Origin of the sequence: Streptomyces pinistramenti (assembly GCF_020564935.1) — a bacterium.
GTDB lineage: Bacteria > Actinomycetota > Actinomycetes > Streptomycetales > Streptomycetaceae > Streptomyces > Streptomyces pinistramenti.
In genome coordinates this window covers 19,535-33,427 of the sequence record NZ_JAJCXB010000054.1, presented here as the reverse complement: position 1 = coordinate 33,427, position 13,893 = coordinate 19,535, and the positions used below count along the sequence as shown (strand labels likewise).

The 13,893-nt window shown below is 71.6% G+C and carries 11 protein-coding genes; 7 read left to right on the top strand and 4 right to left on the bottom strand.

All coding sequences use genetic code 11. From position 1 onward, the window contains the following. Window positions 1-71: 71 nt before the first annotated feature. Entirely contained in the window at window positions 72-335 is a 264-nt protein-coding gene (locus LIU39_RS27980; RefSeq protein ID WP_030266018.1) for a WhiB family transcriptional regulator, read from the bottom strand. 694 nt (window positions 336-1,029) lie between these two features. Here LIU39_RS27980 and LIU39_RS27975 point away from each other — a divergent pair. The 3 genes from LIU39_RS27975 (at window position 1,030) to LIU39_RS27965 (ending at window position 4,028) form a co-directional block, all read left to right on the top strand. Further along, on the top strand, window positions 1,030-1,563 hold the full coding sequence (locus LIU39_RS27975) for a cysteine dioxygenase (protein WP_227049690.1): 534 nt from the start codon (window positions 1,030-1,032) through the stop codon (window positions 1,561-1,563). A gap of 153 nt (window positions 1,564-1,716) precedes the next feature. Beyond that, the gene (gene cofD / locus LIU39_RS27970) at window positions 1,717-2,706 is read left to right on the top strand and encodes a 2-phospho-L-lactate transferase (protein ID WP_227049689.1); all 990 of its coding nucleotides are present in this window, start codon (window positions 1,717-1,719) and stop codon (window positions 2,704-2,706) included. After that, a complete protein-coding gene (locus LIU39_RS27965) occupies window positions 2,703-4,028 on the top strand; it encodes a coenzyme F420-0:L-glutamate ligase (protein WP_227049688.1) in 1,326 nt (441 codons plus the stop codon). Before cofD ends, LIU39_RS27965 begins: the two co-directional genes overlap by 4 nt. A gap of 38 nt (window positions 4,029-4,066) precedes the next feature. On the opposite strand, the gene LIU39_RS27960 is transcribed toward LIU39_RS27965, so the two are convergent. Both LIU39_RS27960 and manB read right to left on the bottom strand, forming a co-directional pair. Then, window positions 4,067-4,972 carry a DNA-3-methyladenine glycosylase family protein gene (locus LIU39_RS27960; protein ID WP_227049687.1) on the bottom strand — a complete coding sequence of 302 codons (906 nt, stop codon included), beginning with the start codon at window positions 4,970-4,972 and terminating at the stop codon, window positions 4,067-4,069. Between the two features lie 124 nt (window positions 4,973-5,096). Continuing rightward, window positions 5,097-6,179: a mannose-1-phosphate guanylyltransferase gene (gene manB, locus LIU39_RS27955; RefSeq protein WP_227049686.1), complete on the bottom strand. Its 1,083-nt coding sequence runs from the start codon at window positions 6,177-6,179 to the stop codon at window positions 5,097-5,099. Window positions 6,180-6,551: 372 nt separating this feature from the next. On the opposite strand from manB, the gene LIU39_RS27950 reads away from it, so the two are divergent. The 4 genes from LIU39_RS27950 to LIU39_RS27935 all read left to right on the top strand — a co-directional run bounded on the left by LIU39_RS27950 (window position 6,552) and on the right by LIU39_RS27935 (window position 12,701). Continuing rightward, window positions 6,552-7,313, top strand: a complete 762-nt coding sequence (locus LIU39_RS27950) for a TIGR03089 family protein (protein WP_227049685.1) — start codon at window positions 6,552-6,554, stop codon at window positions 7,311-7,313. 238 nt (window positions 7,314-7,551) lie between these two features. Continuing rightward, window positions 7,552-8,907, top strand: a complete 1,356-nt coding sequence (locus tag LIU39_RS27945) for an LCP family protein (protein WP_227049684.1) — start codon at window positions 7,552-7,554, stop codon at window positions 8,905-8,907. A gap of 225 nt (window positions 8,908-9,132) precedes the next feature. Continuing rightward, window positions 9,133-10,917, top strand: a complete 1,785-nt coding sequence (locus LIU39_RS27940) for an LCP family protein (protein ID WP_227049683.1) — start codon at window positions 9,133-9,135, stop codon at window positions 10,915-10,917. Between the two features lie 68 nt (window positions 10,918-10,985). After that, a complete protein-coding gene (locus tag LIU39_RS27935) occupies window positions 10,986-12,701 on the top strand; it encodes an LCP family protein (protein ID WP_227049682.1) in 1,716 nt (571 codons plus the stop codon). Window positions 12,702-12,769: 68 nt separating this feature from the next. On the opposite strand, the gene LIU39_RS27930 is transcribed toward LIU39_RS27935, so the two are convergent. Beyond that, a complete protein-coding gene (locus LIU39_RS27930) occupies window positions 12,770-13,861 on the bottom strand; it encodes a glycosyltransferase family 2 protein (protein ID WP_505016426.1) in 1,092 nt (363 codons plus the stop codon). Between the last annotated feature and the right edge of the window lie 32 nt (window positions 13,862-13,893).

The window sequence follows — 13,893 nt, the reverse complement described above, 5'->3', positions numbered from 1 at the left end:
GAGTTGGCGTGGCACGGCGGCGGGGCCTGCGGGTCCGCGCGCCGTCGGCCTGGCGGACCGCCGGGCCGCCTTCAGACGGCGGCCTTCTTCAGTCGTCGCCGCTCGCGCTCCGACAGACCGCCCCAGATACCGAAGCGTTCGTCGTTGGCGAGGGCGTATTCCAGGCACTCGGAGCGGACCTCGCACGCGAGGCAGACCTTTTTGGCCTCGCGGGTGGAGCCGCCTTTTTCGGGGAAGAAGGACTCCGGGTCGGTCTGGGCGCACAGTGCGCGCTCCTGCCAGCCGAGCTCCTCGTCCGCCTCCTCGACCAGCAATTCTTCGAACAGCTCGGTCATGTGCGCCCCTCGTCTGTCTTTACGTCCCCGTGATGTTGCCGTGATCGATAACGGCTGAACGACACGAGTGAAATTACAAGTGCGCGGATCCGGGCCAGTCAAGCCGAGATCTGCTATTGGGCCTCTTATTCACTCTGCGGAACCAAGCGTATGCGGAAAGTGTTCAAATCACCAAAAACCAGGACACTTCCCAGGGCGCATTCGAACTGTGCGCCCCTCTCATCAACAGGGACGTGACCGACGGCACTCCCGTTGCACCCCGCGCGCCGAAGCGAAGAAGATCACAGGGTGATCACAAGACGGCAACGACGTTTGCGGGCGCGGTTGAAGGGCGACTTCTCCGGACCTCTCGCTGCACAAACCTTTCGCCGTACGGAGTAACCGGATGAGGTGAAACATTTCCTGCAAACCCGGCATCCGGTTGACATCCCGCGAAGGACCCGGTCTGCTTGTTCCCATGCCAGCGACCTCCGCACCCGGACCGACCCGTGCCTACGGGTCGCTCTGCGCTGCTCAGGCCCGCTGTCGCTGTTCCAGCTGTTGAAGCCACCGAGCTCCAGCCTTTCCGCTCGCGCCACCCCCCGCAGCACTCCTGCTCCGTGAGCACCGCGCTGTACCCCTACCGGGACTCCACCGCGTCGTGCCGCACCCCGTTCGCGTCATCCCCGCTCGTCCGCCGAGGAACCCGAAGCACATGAACAGCGACGTCCAGATCGCCGGCGACCCGCTCGCCATCCCCCACCTGCTGCCGCCCGTCCCCGCCCATCCGGCCACCGTCGCCGGCTTCGTGGGCCTGGCCAACAAGATCGCGGCCGACCGCGGCACGTGGGCCCCGCTCGTCCGCTACGACACCACCACCCGCTGGTACCACCGGCTGCGCGCGGTCCCCCAGGCTCTCGGCTCCGCCCGAGCAGAGGAGGCCCCGCTCGGCTACGAGGTCTGGCTCCTGAGCTGGGTGCCTGGGCAGGGCAGCGGGCGGCACGATCACGGGCAGTCGTCCGGCGTACTGACCGTGCTGGAAGGCGAGTTGACCGAACGCGCCCCGGCCGGCCACCACACCCTGCGGGCCGGCGCGCAGCGCGTCTTCGCCCCCGGCTACGTCCACGAGGTCGTCAACGACTCCCTGACGCCGGCCGTGAGCCTGCACATCTACTTCCCCGGGCTGACGGACATGCCCATGCACAGTGCCCGCTGCGCCGCCCCCGCCGCGGAACCCGTCGACCACTGACCACCGCCCCTCAGCAGCGGTCCGCGGCTGACACACCGGCCCTCCCGTCGCCCGACCACCACCCCTCAACGACAGCCTGCGGCTGACACACTGGCCCTCCCGTCGCCCGACCACCACCCCTCAACGACAGCCTGCGGCTGACACACTGTTTCTATGCGCATTGTGGTTCTGGCCGGCGGTATCGGCGGCGCCCGCTTTCTGCGGGGACTGAAGGCAGCGGCTCCGGAAGCGGACATCACCGTCATCGGCAACACCGGTGACGACATCCATCTGTTCGGGCTCAAGGTGTGTCCTGACCTCGACACCGTGATGTACACGCTCGGCGGCGGCATCAACGAGGAACAGGGGTGGGGCCGGGACGACGAATCGTTCCGGGTGAAGGAGGAGTTGGCGGCGTACGGCGTCGGGCCCGAGTGGTTCGGGCTCGGCGACCGGGACTTCGCCACCCATATCGTGCGGACCCAGATGCTGGACGCCGGCTTCGCGCTCAGCGCCGTCACCGAGGCGCTGTGCGCCCGCTGGCAGCCCGGGGTGCGGCTGCTGCCGATGACCGACGACCGCGTCGAGACGCACGTCGCCATCGGGGAGGGCGGGGAGCGGCGGGCGGTCCACTTCCAGGAGTACTGGGTGCGGATGCGCGCCTCGGTGGACGCCCACGCGGTGGTGCCTGTCGGCGCCGAGCAGGCCACGCCCGCGCCCGGCGTGCTGGAGGCCGTCGCCGACGCCGACCTGATCCTCTTCCCACCGTCCAACCCCGTGGTGAGCATCGGCACCATCCTCGCGGTGCCCGGCATCCGGGACGCCGTCGCGGCCTCCGGTGCGCCGGTCATCGGCCTGTCGCCGATCGTCGGTGACGCGCCGGTGCGCGGCATGGCCGACAAGGTGCTGGCCGCGGTCGACGTCGAGTCCACGGCCGCAGCGGTGGCCCGGTACTACGGCGCGAAGGGGCGCTCCGTCGCACAGACCGAGCGCGCCGGGCTGCTGGACGGCTGGCTGGTGGACACCGTCGACGCCGGGTCGGTCGGCGAGGTCGAGGCGGCCGGCATCCGCTGCCGTGCCGTCCCGCTGATGATGACGGACGTGGACGCGACGGCCGCGATGGTGCGCGAGGCGCTGGCGCTGGCCGAGGAGGTACGGGCATGAGCGGTACGCCACTTGGATACCGTGTCTGGGCGCTGCCGGGGATTCCCGAGGTGCGGCCCGGCGATGACCTCGTCAAGGTGATCGCCGCGGCGGCCACCACCGACGGACTGCCCGGACTCGCCGACGGCGACGTCCTGTTGGTGACCTCGAAGATCGTCAGCAAGGCGGAGGGCCGGGTCCTGGAGGCGGCCGACCGCGAGGCCGCCATCGACCAGGAGACCGTACGCGTCGTCGCCCGGCGCGGCGGGCTGCGGATCGTGCAGAACCGGCTGGGTCTGGTGATGGCGGCCGCCGGTGTCGATGCCTCCAACACCCCTGCGGGGACGGTGCTGTTGCTGCCGGAGGACCCGGACGCCTCGGCGCGTGCCCTGCGCGCGGGGCTGCGTGCGGTGCTCGGCGTCGACGTGGGGATCGTCATCAGCGACACCTTCGGGCGGCCCTGGCGTTCCGGGCTGACCGACGTCGCCATCGGCGCGGCCGGCGTCCGGGTCCTTGACGACCTGCGCGGCGGCACGGACGCGTACGGCAATCCGCTCAGCGCGACGATTGTGGCCACCGCCGACGAACTGGCCGCGGCCGGCGACCTGGTGAAGGGCAAGGCCGACGGGCTGCCGGTCGCCGTGGTGCGCGGACTGCCGCACGTCGTCGAGGAAGCGGGCGACGGCGAAGGGGCGCGGGCGCTGGTGCGAGGTGCCGACGACGACATGTTCCGGCTGGGCACGTCGGAGGCGGTGCGCGAGGCGGTGACGCTGCGGCGAACGGTCCGTGAGTTCACCGACGATCCGGTGGACGGCGGCGCGGTGCGCCGGGCCGTCGCCGCGGCGGTGACCGCACCGGCCCCGCACCACACCACGCCCTGGCGGTTCGTGCTGCTGGAGTCCGAGGCGAGCCGGCTGCGGCTGCTGGACGCGATGCGGGACGCCTGGATCGCGGACCTGCGCCGCGACGGCTTCTCCGAGGAATCCGTCGCCAAGCGGGTCAGGCGCGGCGATGTGCTGCGGCAGGCACCGTACTTGGCGGTGCCCTGCCTGGTGGCGGACGGGGCGCACACCTACCCGGACGCGCGGCGCAACGCGGCCGAGCGCGAGATGTTCGTCGTCGCCAACGGCGCGGGGATCCAGAACTTCCTGGTCGCGCTGGCCGGGGAGCGGCTCGGCTCGGCGTGGGTGTCGTCGACGATGTTCTGCCGGGACGTCGTCCGCGAGGTGCTGGAGCTTCCCGCGGAGTGGGATCCGATGGGCGCGGTGGCCATCGGGCGTCCGGCGGCGGCGCCGAAGGAACGGCCCGCCAGGGAGAGTGCGGACTTCGTGGTGGTGCGCTGAGGGCCCAGGCGTCCAGGGGCGGGGCCGCCGTCCCCGGGTCAGAGCCTGGCGATGTCGCCCACGGGGAAGCGCGGCGCGCGGCGCGGCGGGGTCCGGCCGGAGAGCAGGACCAGCCGGGCCGCGCGGTGCCGCTGGCCCTCGTACGGCGCGAGCAGGTCGAGCATCTCCGTGTCGGTGGTGCCGCGGCGGCCGGTGAGCGCATAGCCGATGATCTTCGGCAGGTGCAGGTCGCCGACGGTGACCGCGTCCGGGGCTCCCAGAACGCGTTGCAGCGTCTCGGCGGCGGTCCACGGGCCGATGCCCTCGATCGCCGTCAGCCGGCGGGTGGCGGCCGCGAGGTCCATACCCGCCGCCTCCTCCATCCGGCGGGCGGCGCGTACCGCGCGCAGGATCGTCGCCGCGCGCTTGTCCTCGACCCCCGCGCGGTGCCACTCCCAGGACGGGATCAGCGTCCATCCGCGCGGATCGGGCATCACCCGCATCCGGTCCCAGGGGCCGGGCGCGGGCTCGCCGTGGCGTTGCAGCAGCAGCCGCCAGGCGCGGTACGCCTCGTCGCTGGTGACCTTCTGTTCCAGGACCGAGGGGATCAGCGACTCCAGGACCAGCCCTGTCCTGGCCAGCCGGACGCCGGGGTGGCGGCGGCGGGCTTCGTGCACGATGCGGTGCCGCGGGGTCAGCGCCGCCGGGTCGTCGCACTCCCCCAGCAGCTCGGGCAGTCGTTCCAGCAGCCAGTCGGCGCCAGGGCCCCACGCCTCGGCGTCGACGGCGCCGGCCGCCGGACGGGCCGCACACCGCAGCGTGCCGGGGCCCTGCGGCGTGCGGCAGGCCCGCCAGATCTCGTCACCGCGCACCGCGAAGGCGGGGTCGCCGGGGCCGCGCGCCAGCACACCGAGCGTGCGGTGCAGGTCGTACGGGCCGGGCGGAACCCAGGTGCGGGCGGGCATCTGGCCAGGGTAGGCGATAGGGCGGGTGGGGCGGCGGGCGTCGGGGGGGGGCCGCGGGCCCGCCCCGCGGCCGCCCGTTCGCCGTGCGCCGGGCCGACCGGTCATTCGCCGTTCGCCCGGCCGGCTACTCGTCCGACGAGAAGCGGACCGCGCCCGCCGGGATGGCGGCGCCGCACCACACGCGGATGCCGTCGCGCAGTTCGTTGTCCGCGCCGACCACCGCACCGTCGCCGACCACAGCGCCGTCCAGCACCGTGCGCGCCCCGATCCTGGCCCCCGCGCCGATCAGCGAGTCACGGATCCGGGCGCCCGGCTCGATCACCGCGTCCGCCAGCACCGCACTGCCGTCGATCCGGGCGCCGGCCCCGATCCGGCTGCGCGGCCCGGCGACGCTGCCGCCGGTGAGCTTGGCGTCCGGTGCGACATCGGCGGTCTCCAGGACCAGCCGCTCGCCGCAGCGCCCCGGCACGGCGGGGGACGGGGCGCGGCCCAGGACGAGGTCGGCGGAGCCGCGGACGAACGCCTGCGGGGTGCCGAGGTCGAGCCAGTAGGTCGAGTCGACCATGCCCTGGAGGTGAGCGCCGTCGGCGAGCAGCCCGGGGAAGGTCTCGCGCTCGACGGAGACCGGGCGGCCCGCGGGGATGGTGTCGATGACCGAGCGGTTGAAGACGTAGGCGCCGGCGTTGACCTGGTCGGTGACGATCTCCTCGGGGGTCTGCGGCTTCTCCAGGAAGGCGCTGACCCGGCCGGTGCTGTCGGTGGGCACAAGACCGAAGGCGCGCGGGTCGTCGACCCGGGTCAGGTGCAGCGAGACGTCGGCGCCGCTGGTGCGGTGGGTGTCGACGAGTGCCGGGATGTCCAGTCCTGTGAGGATGTCGCCGTTGAAGATCAGGACCGGGTCGCCGGGCGCCGAGTGCAGCCGGGAGGCGACGTTGCGGAGCGCGCCGCCGGTGCCCAGCGGCTCCTCCTCGGTGACGTACTCCAGGTGCAGCCCCAGATCCGAGCCGTCGCCGAAGTACGGCTCGAAGACCTCGGCGAGGTAGGACGTGGCGAGGACGATGTGGTCGACACCCGCGGCGCGGGCGCGCGCCAGTTGGTGGGTCAGGAACGGCACACCGGCCGCCGGGACCATGGGTTTGGGTGTGTGCACCGTCAGCGGGCGCAGCCTCGTGCCCTTGCCGCCGACCAGGAGGATCGCTTCAGTCACCTTGTCTTCTCTGCTTCCTGCTGGGGTCGGCCGATCGGCGGACCAGTGTAGGCAGACGGATTTCCGGTCAGGGTCAGCGGGACGGGCGACGGCGGCGGGACGGGCGGGGCCAAGGAGGCCGGAGAAGCCGAGGTGGCGGCCCGGCCGCAGCCGTGGTCGGTAGGACGTAGCCGGCGGTGCATCGGTTCACTTCGCCCGCCACTTCACCGCAGCCGCCGGCCTGCCGCCCGCGCTGACGGACCGTGAGCCGCGGGGCCCGGCCGGGCCGGACGCCGGTGCCTGCCCGCGGCTTGACGGGCCGTCGGCCGCACCGTACGGACGCCTCTCCGCCTCCGCCGGGCGGCCGGCCGGCGCCCGCGTAATCTTGCGACGGTGAACGCCACCGATCGCACCCCCGCCGACCTGCTGCGTTCCGCGCTCGCCGCGGACCCGGCCCGCCCGCTCGTGACCTTCTACGACGACGCCACCGGCGAGCGCGTGGAACTCTCCGTCGCGACCTTCGCCAACTGGGTGGCGAAGACCGCCAACTACCTCCAGGGCGACCTGGCCGCCGAGCCCGGTGACCGGCTGGCGCTGCTGCTGCCCGCCCACTGGCAGACCGCCGTCTGGCTGGTGGCGTGTTCGTCGGTCGGCGTACTCGCGGACGTGGGTGGCGACCCGGCCGCCGCCGACCTCGTCGTCAGCGGACCGGACGAGCTGGCCGCCGCCCGCGCCTGCTCCGGGGAACGGGTGGCGCTGGCCCTGCGCCCGCTGGGCGGCCGCTTCCCGCAGCCGCCGGAGGGCTTCGCCGACTACGCGGTGGAGGTGCCGGGCCAGGGCGACCGCTTCGCGCCGTTCGCCCCGGTACGGGCCGCCGACCCGGCGCTCGCCGTCGGCGGCGAGGAGCTGACCGGGTCCGGGATCGCGGCCCGCGCACTGGCCGACGCGGCCGCCGCCGGGATGCCCGAGACACCGAGGGTGCTGTCGGGCCTCGGGTACGACGGCTGGCAGGGCCTGTCGTACGGCCTGTACGCGCCGCTGGCCACCGGCGGCTCCGTGGTGCTCTGCCGCCATCCCGAGCGGCTGGACCAGGAGAGCGCGGCTGCCCGCAAGGCCACCGAGAAGATCACGTTCACCGCGCCCGCCGCCTCCTGAGCCCCGGACTCCTCCTCGCGCCCCGCGTCCCCCGTCCGGCGGACAGGGAGGTCCGCCGGGACGGCCCCGCCGCCGGTTCGGGGCCATGATCTTGAGTACGCACCACCCTGCGCGGGGTCGGACCGGGCCGCCTCCCCGGCTCGGGCTCCGGGTGCGGGCTCTCCCCCTTCGGAGGAGGGGTGGGGGTGGCTTCGGGGGTGGGGGAACGACGCCGGCTCCGGGAAGGACGGACGCACACGTGACCAACAGCCCCGAGAACCCGTCCGACCCCGAGAACCCCGACGAGGGCACCGGGCCGACGCCGCAGCAGCCGGCGCCGGGGACAGGCGCGGGGCCGGAGCGGACGGGCGCAGAGCCGGAAGGGGCGGAGCCAGGGCCCGGGAAGACGGACGCGGATCCCGGGGAGACGAGCCAGGGACGGCCGCCGCGTCGCAGGCGCCGCTGGCCGCGCTGGGCCGCTCTCGGTGTGGCGGTGGTGCTGCTGGCGCTGGCCGGCACCGGCTACGTGCTCTACAGCAAGCTCAACGGCAACATCCGCACCGACATCAATACCCAGGCCGAGCTGGAGAAGTACGAGGCCGAGCGGCCCAAGGGCGGCCCGACGGACGCCGAGAACATCCTGCTGATCGGCTCCGACACCCGCGGCGACGGCAACGGCGCGTACGGCGCGGACAACGGCACCCAGCGCTCGGACACCGCGATCCTGCTGCACCTCGCGGCCGGCCGGCACCGCGCCACCGCGGTGAGCATCCCGCGCGACCTGATGGTGAAGGTGCCGTCCTGCACCCGCTCGGACGGCAAGCGGATGCCGGCGCAGACCACGCAGTTCAACTGGGCGTTCCAGTTCGCCGGTGCCGCCTGCACGATCCGTACGGTCGAGAGGATGACCGGCATCCGCATCGACCACCACATGATCATCGACTTCGTCGGGTTCAAGAAGGTGGTGGACGCGGTCCACGGCGTCGAGGTCTGTGTGCCCCGGCCGATCCACGACCGTGAGGCCCGGCTGGATCTGCCGGCCGGCCGGCAGACGCTGCACGGCGAGGACGCGCTCGGATTCGTACGGGTCCGAAAGAGCTTGGGTAACGGCAGTGACACGCAGCGTATGGAACGCCAACAGCAGTTCCTTGGCGCTCTCGTGAAGAAAGTGCAGAGCAATGGTGTGCTGCTCAATCCGGCCCGGCTCTATCCACTGCTGGATGCCGCGACGAGTTCTCTCACCACCGACAAGGGCCTGGCTTCGCTCACCGGCCTGTACGAATTGGTGCGCAGCATGCGCAGCATTCCTGCCGACCATGTGCAGTTCATGACCGTGCCGCGCAGGGAGTACCGCTACGACGCCAATCGCGACGAGTTGGTGCAGCCGTCCGCCGACCGTCTGTTCCGCAGACTGGCCAAGGACCAGCCGGTTTCCGTGGAGCCACCGCGGCGCACGGCGGGCGGGCCGGATTCGGATCCGTCGGGTGACACCCCTTCACCGAACGCGTCCCATGCGGCATCCTCCGGTGAGAAGGCGGGCAGTTCCCCCTCTCCGCCCGGCGGTTCGGGGCTGACGTTTCCCGGAACCACCGCAGACCGCGGGATCTGCGAATAAAGATGCCGCAAAGGACTCTCAACGACTCGAATGGATTGGGCGGAATGCCCAGTTGTAGGTAAGTGGAATTTGTCACGGTCGGCGTTCCGCGCTGAACTGGGCGGATAGTGTGAGCGATCCGGTCGCTCGACCAACTGAGCGACCGACCACGAAACTGCACGACCGACCGACCCGGGCGCCCGAGGGGGAGGCGCTGCGTGGCACCGACGGAGGACTCAAGGCACCGTGGACGCGCAAGGCCGTGGGCAGGCGGGCGACGACAACGTCGATCCCGCCGATCAATGGGTGTTGAACCCCGAAACCGGCAACTACGAGCTGCGCCTCGACCCTGCCGGTGGAGCGGCGGCCCCGCCCTCCACCCCCGAGGCGCCGGGCTCCGGGGCCGCATCACGCCCTCCGGCGGGCGCGGGCGGGGACACCGATACGCGCGAGCTGCCGACCCAGCGCGGCCGCAGCGGCGGACGTGCGGCCGGCGCCGCCCCTGCGGCCGGTAACGGTACGGAGAGCGGGCGGCCTTCGGGCGGCAGGGCGGCGGCCCGTACGGCGGGCCGCGCGGCCGCGGCCGACACCCAGGGCCCGGCGAGCCGGCGCAAGCGGAAGCCGCGGAAGTCCGGGAAGAAGAAGGCGTTCTACTGGACGGCGGGTGTCCTGGGCTTCGTCCTGGTCGCCGGCGGCGGTGGCGCGTTCTATCTGTTCCAGCAGCTGGACGGGAACATCGCCAAGGTCGACGTCGGCATCCAGAACGACGCGGTCACCGACGGCCCGGTGAACATCCTCATCCTCGGGACGGATGCCCGCTCGGGCAAGGGCAATCAGGGCTACGGCGACGCCGGCAGCGTCGGGCACGCGGACACCACGATCCTGATGCACGTCTCCAAGGACCGGACGAACGCGACCGCGCTGAGCATCCCGCGCGACCTGGTCACCGACATCCCCAACTGCCCGACGAAGCAGAAGGACGGCTCGACGAAGGACATCCCCGGGCAGCAGGGGGTGCTGTTCAACACCAGCCTCGGCCAGGACGGCCGCGATCCCGGCTGCACCTGGCGCACCGTCGAGAAGCTGACCGGCGTGAAGATCAACCACTTCATGATGGCGGACTTCAACGCCGTCAAGGAGCTGTCCGAGGCGGTGGACGGTGTCGAGGTGTGCGCGGGCAAGGACATCAACGACCCCAAGTCGCACCTGAAGTTGTCGGCCGGCCGGCACATCGTCAAGGGCGAGCAGGCGCTGGCGTTCGTCCGTACCCGGCACACCGTCGGTTTCGGCAGCGACCTCAGCCGGATCCAGCTCCAGCAGCAGTTCCTCAGCTCGATGATCCGCAAGATGAAGTCGGACGCGTTCAGCAGCCCGTCGAAGCTCTACGACATCAGCCAGGCCGCGACGAAGGCGCTGACCGTCGACACCGGCATCGGCAGCGCGACGAAGCTGGTGCGGCTCGCCGACGACCTGAAGAAGGTCGACATCGACAAGATCACCTTCGCTACGGTGCCGGTCCTGGACAACCCGGCCAACCGGAACAACGTCATCCTGGACAAGGCCAAGGCCGACCCGCTGTTCCGGATGGTGCAGGCGGACCACACCCTCGCCAAGCCGAAGAGCAAGGGCAAGAAGGCGCCGGTCAAGAAGGCCCCGCCGGAACTGGTCCGGGTCGATGTCACCAACGGGGGCGGCCCGTTCGGCTCCGCTCAGGAGACCGTCGACTGGCTGCAGAACACCAAGGCGGCCAAGCTCTCCACCAACGCGGGCAACGCCCCGGCGAAACTGGCCGCGACCCGGCTCGAATACGCCCCGAACCAAGCCGACCAGGCGGCCACCCTCGCCGACTGGATGGGCCTGCCCAAGAGCGCGCTCAAGAAGGCGTCGGCCGACGCGGGTTCGCGCGTGCCGATGAAGCTGACCCTCGGCAAGGATTTCAAGGGAGCCGGCACACCTATTGAGGCGCCGACTGAAACCCCGGACGGGGTTCAGAACGTCAATGCAGATGACAAGAACATCTGTGCCAAGTGATCTGAGCGAATCCGGCCGCCCCGACCCGGCGCCGACCGCACCACGACCGACTACGGGGAGAGGGCCCAATGCGCCAGAGCAGTGTGCGTGGTGACCGGCCGCGACGACGACAACAGGCCGACGCACAGGACTTGGGCGGGTACGACAGCCCGTCGGGGAGCAGCGGCCCGCCCCCGGACGCACCCGGCTGGACCCCGGACGACGAGGTCGGCTCCGGCGCCGACTCCGGTACGCGCGCGGGCCGTTCGGACAAAGGCGGCGGCACGTCCCGTCGGGGCCGCCGCCGCGCGGGCCGCCCGCGCCGCCGCAAGGGCGGCCGGATCCTGCGCTGGAGCGCGCTCGCCCTCGGCGTGCTGCTGGTCGGCGGCGCAGGCGCGGGCTGGTTCTACTACGAGCACCTCAACGGCCTGCTGCGCAAGGACCACTTGGACCTCGGCAGCAGCGGTCTGCAGAAGCCCGAGCCGAACGCCTTCGGGCAGAGTCCGCTCAACATCCTGATGATCGGCTCCGACGGCCGGAACAGCGAGAAGAACATCGACCTCGGCGGCTCCCGCGAGGACGCGGACCGCAAGCCGCTGGCGGACGTCCAGATGCTGCTGCACGTCTCCGCCGACCGCAGCAACATGTCGGTGATATCCATACCGCGCGACACCCGCGTTCCCATACCGAAGTGCACCGACCCCGACGACGGCAAGGTCTATCTGCAGGACACCGCCGCCATCAACCAGTCGCTCCAGCACGGCGGTCCCGGCTGCACGGTCGCCACGTGGAAAGAGCTGACCGGCATCTACATCGACCACTTCATGATGGTCGACTTCTCCGGTGTGGTGGACATGGCGGACGCCATCGGCGGCGTCCCCGTCTGCGTCGACAACAACGTCTACTCGCACGACAGCAAGGGCCACGGCAGCGGCCTCAAGCTGACCAAGGGCACCCACTCCGTCAAGGGCGTGCAGGCACTCCAGTGGCTGCGCACCCGCTACGGCTTCGAGGACAACACCGACATCGGGCGCACCAAGGCCCAGCACATGTACATGAATTCCATGGTCAGGCAGCTGAAGTCGGGCACCAAGCTCACCGACCCCGGCAAGCTGTACGACCTGGCCGAGGCCGCCACCAAGGCGCTCACCGTCGACGACGGCCTGGGCTCCCCCAAGAAGCTCTACGACCTGGCGGGCGAACTCCAGCGGGTGCCGACCAAGCGCATCACGATGGTCACCATGCCCTGGCAGTACGGCCCCGGCGAGAAGTACGTGCTGCCCAAGCCGGGTGACGCGGAGCAGACCTTCACGCTGCTGCGCAACGACACCTCGCTGGACGGCAAGGACGCGAAGAAGAAGCCGACGCCCGACCCCAAGCCGTCAACGGCCAAGGACCAGCTGAAGGTTGTCGTCCAGAACGGCACCAACAGCACCGTGTCGGGCCCGGTCCCCCACCGCGCCTCCGTCATCCAGCAGCAGCTCGCGCAGCTCGGCTACACCACGGCCGGCACCGACTCCACGCTCGTCACACAGGCCGACACCACCATCGGCTACCCGGACGACAAGCAGCGCGGCGACGCCCTGGCGCTGGCCAAGGCGCTCGGCCTGCCCAAGAGCGCGGTCAAGCAGTCCGCTTCGGCCGACGGGCTGCGCCTGGTCGTCGGCAACGACTGGCGCGAAGGGCCCACGTACCCGAAGCAGGGCGCGGACAAGGGTTCCGACAAGGCCCCGGAAAGCGCCGACGCGCTCAACGGCGAGGACAAGAAGGCGTGCATGAAGGTGAATCCGATGTACACCTTCTGAGCCGCGAGCGGGAAGCGGAAGGGGGCGGGCCCGCGCGGGCCCGCCCCCTTCCGCTGCGTCAGCGCCGGTTATTCGGCTTGTGCGGTCACCGCCGGGCGGCGGCTGGCGATGACCTTCTTCGCGAGCGCGCGCGGGCTGGTCAGGAAGCCCACGCCCCACGCCATGTGCATGGTGGCCAGCGCCACCGGGATCTGGACGCGCGCCTTGAGCGGCAGCCCCTTGCCCGCCGGTACCGAACCCGCCGCGATGGCGGCCAGGTAGCCGGCCGGGACGACGAATCCCCAGGGGGTGACGGCGGCGCCGACGACGACACCGGCGGCGATGGCGCACACCGCGGTCGGCGGCGCGAGGTAGCGCAGGTTGATCGAGCCGGAGTGGTAGCGCGCGACGACGTGCCGCCACTTGCCGTAGTCCTTGTACTGCTTGGCCAGCGCCTTGATGCTGGGCCGCGGCCGGTACTGCACCTTCAGCTCGGGCGAGAACCACACGCCGCCGCCGGCCTCCCGGATCCGGAAGTTCAGCTCCCAGTCCTGGGCACGGATGAACTCCTCGTTGTAGCCGCCCTGTTGCTCCAGCGCCTCGCGCCGGAAGACGCCGAGGTAGACGGTCTCGGCGGGGCCCGCCTCGCCACCGGTGTGGAAGGCGGCGTTGCCGACGCCGATCCTGGAGGTCATCGCGGCGGCGACCGCGTCCTCCCAGGCGTTCTCACCCTCGGCGTGCATGATGCCGCCGACGTTCTGCGCGCCGGTCTCCTCCAGGAGGCGCACGGCAGTGGCGATGTAGTTCGGCGAGAGCATGCCGTGGCCGTCGACGCGGACCACGACGGGATGCCGGGACGCCTTGATCGCGGCGTTCAGCGCGGCGGGGGTACGGCCCGTCGGGTTGGGCACGGTGTGCACCCGCGGGTCTTCGGCGACCAGCTCGGCGGCGATCTCGTCCGTACGGTCCGCGGAGGGGCCGAGGGCGATCACCACCTCCATCTCGCCGGCGTACTCCTGCTCCAGGATGTGCCGGACCGAGTTGCGCAGGTGACGTTCCTCATTGAGCACCGGCATGATCACGGAGACGGCCGGGGGCTGCTGCTGGGGCATGGTTCCTCGGGGGGACGGCCCGCGGCGGAGCCGCCATCGACGGCAGCGCTCGCCGGGAGACTGCGATATTCCGTCTCACGTTACCGCGAACGAGGGACACG